Genomic DNA, 1,820 nt, shown 5'->3' with positions numbered 1-1,820 from the left:
CGCACGCGGGCGCGAGCGACATCCTTGAGTTCCGCCGCCCTGCCGGGGCGGCTGGCCGCTAGATTCGCCAATTAGCAGATGGTGAAGGCGTGTTTGAACGGCGCGCGAACCCGCGAGGAGCACGCGGCGGTGCCTCGATGGGCGGCCGAGCTCGCCGCCGACGCGCTCTCCGTCAGGCGAGCGGGCGCGTTCGCCGTACATGTCCACCCTCGCGACGCCAGCGGGGCGCAGACGCTGCGGCCGGCCGCCTGTGACGCCGCGGTTCTCGCGATCCGAACGGTCGTCCCGGGCCTGCCGATCGGACTGTCGACCGCGGAGGCGATCCACCCGGATCCGTTCGCGCGCGCGGCGGCGGTGGAGGCGTGGCGGCAACGACCGGACTTCGTCTCGGTGAACCTCTCGGAGGTCGGCTGGATGGGGGTCGTGCGCGCGGCGCTGCGGGCGGGAATCGCGGTCGAGGTGGGCCTAACCACGCCCACCGGTGCCGAGGAGCTCGTGCGCAGCCCTTTTACGCACCAGGTGTTGCGGGCGCTCGTCGAGGTCGACGGCGGCGCCGCTGATGCCCGGGCGATCGCCGAACTCGTCCCCGCCGAGATCCCGCAGCTGTGGCACGGCTACGGACGGCGAACGTGGGAGGTCCTTGCTGCGGCGGCCGCGGCCGGGCACGATGTGCGCGTCGGTCTGGAGGACGTGCTAACACTGCCGGACGGTCGCCTTGCAGCCGACAACGCCGAGCTCGTCGCCGCGGCCGTGGAGCTGACCACCCGCGTGGTCTAGGGCCTGCGCTCGCCTGAGCGAGAACCGCGCTCGGGCGCCGCCTGGACGATGCGCTACAGCCAGCGAGGGGGTGGCGCCAGCGTGTCGCACGAGGCGGGGCCAACCGTACCGGTCGCCGCTGGCAGCGGCGGTGCAAGCCGTCGCTGCGCAGGCGCGCTCGATAGTCGAGCCGCGGGACAAGACGGGCCGCGAGGGACATGCGCTTCTGGATCTAGGACTCGGCCGGCACGCCACTTGGTCATTTGGCTAGCCGTATGCGGGTCGGAGCCGACGGTGGATCGCCTCTGCGCCGTGGTCAGGGGGCCCCACGGTGTCGACAACCAAGGACTCCTCTGGCGGTGCGTCGTATCGAGCCTCGATCCGTGCGACCACCCGCCGCCAGAACCGCGGCCGCGTCCCTAAGCGGCGGTCGAGTTCCGGCTCATCGGTGCACACGCATTCGAGCTGCACGAACCTTGCGCCGAAGCGATTTGCGAGTTGGCTGATCTGCTGACGGAGGGCCTGTTCGGCGACCGCCTCAACGACTACCGACCGGCCGCGAGAGAGCTCCCGCGCGACGGTGGCACTGAGGACCTTCCCCGCGCGCCGTTGCGTACGCCTGAGGCGTCGATGAAGGAGGCGAAAGATGATCGCATCAGCCACCCGGGTGAGACCGCGATCGGCCAGGCGCGCCTCATCGCGTGAGAGGGCGACTCCGTGGGTCCGGCTGCGGCGGCTGCTCGCACATTGCGCGGTGATGCGCTATGCGAGTCCCGGGCCGCTGTACGCGGATGGGACTGACGTGGTGCCCTTCGCTGCCGCGATCTGCGCTAGCAGTTGGGATGGGCTGGTGCCGGCCACCACGACCAGCCGTGGCAGGCGGAAGCGGTCCTGGTGCGGGCTCGCCCATCCTGGATTGACGGTGGTGGCGCCGAGGTAGCCGGCGGCGTTTACGGCGGCGATAGCGGTCGCGTCGTAGTCACCCGAGGGGTAGCTGAACCAGTTCACGGGGACGCCGTAGCTGCTGCGCAGCGTCTGCCGGGCCGTTGCGACCTCGTCGCTCA

Annotated in this window: 3 protein-coding genes; 2 read left to right on the top strand and 1 reads right to left on the bottom strand. The window is 71.2% G+C overall.

Annotated features, from left to right (window positions below; genetic code table 11):
- Positions 1 to 78: 78 nt before the first annotated feature.
- Positions 79 to 777 carry a 3-keto-5-aminohexanoate cleavage protein gene (locus VG296_RS16380; RefSeq protein WP_325566596.1) on the top strand — a complete coding sequence of 233 codons (699 nt, stop codon included), beginning with the start codon at positions 79 to 81 and terminating at the stop codon, positions 775 to 777.
- 477 nt (positions 778 to 1,254) lie between these two features.
- Positions 1,255 to 1,461, top strand: coding sequence for a hypothetical protein (locus VG296_RS16375; RefSeq protein ID WP_325566595.1), 207 nt, complete (start codon positions 1,255 to 1,257; stop codon positions 1,459 to 1,461).
- Between the two features lie 57 nt (positions 1,462 to 1,518).
- Here the strand turns inward: VG296_RS16375 and VG296_RS16370 are convergent.
- On the bottom strand, positions 1,519 to 1,820 hold a 302-nt coding region (locus VG296_RS16370; protein WP_325566594.1), incomplete at its 5' end, for a polysaccharide deacetylase family protein.

This window comes from Actinospica sp., assembly GCF_035552695.1.
Classification (GTDB): Bacteria; Actinomycetota; Actinomycetes; order Streptomycetales; family Catenulisporaceae; genus Actinospica.
Note: the sequence above shows the minus strand (reverse complement) of the source record. Positions and strands in the feature narration are given on the sequence as shown.

Coding starts and splice junctions, on each gene's coding strand:
- VG296_RS16380 (WP_325566596.1), top strand. CDS start 79: ATGGTGAAGGCGTGTTTGAACGGCGCGCGAACCCGCGAGGAGCACGCG.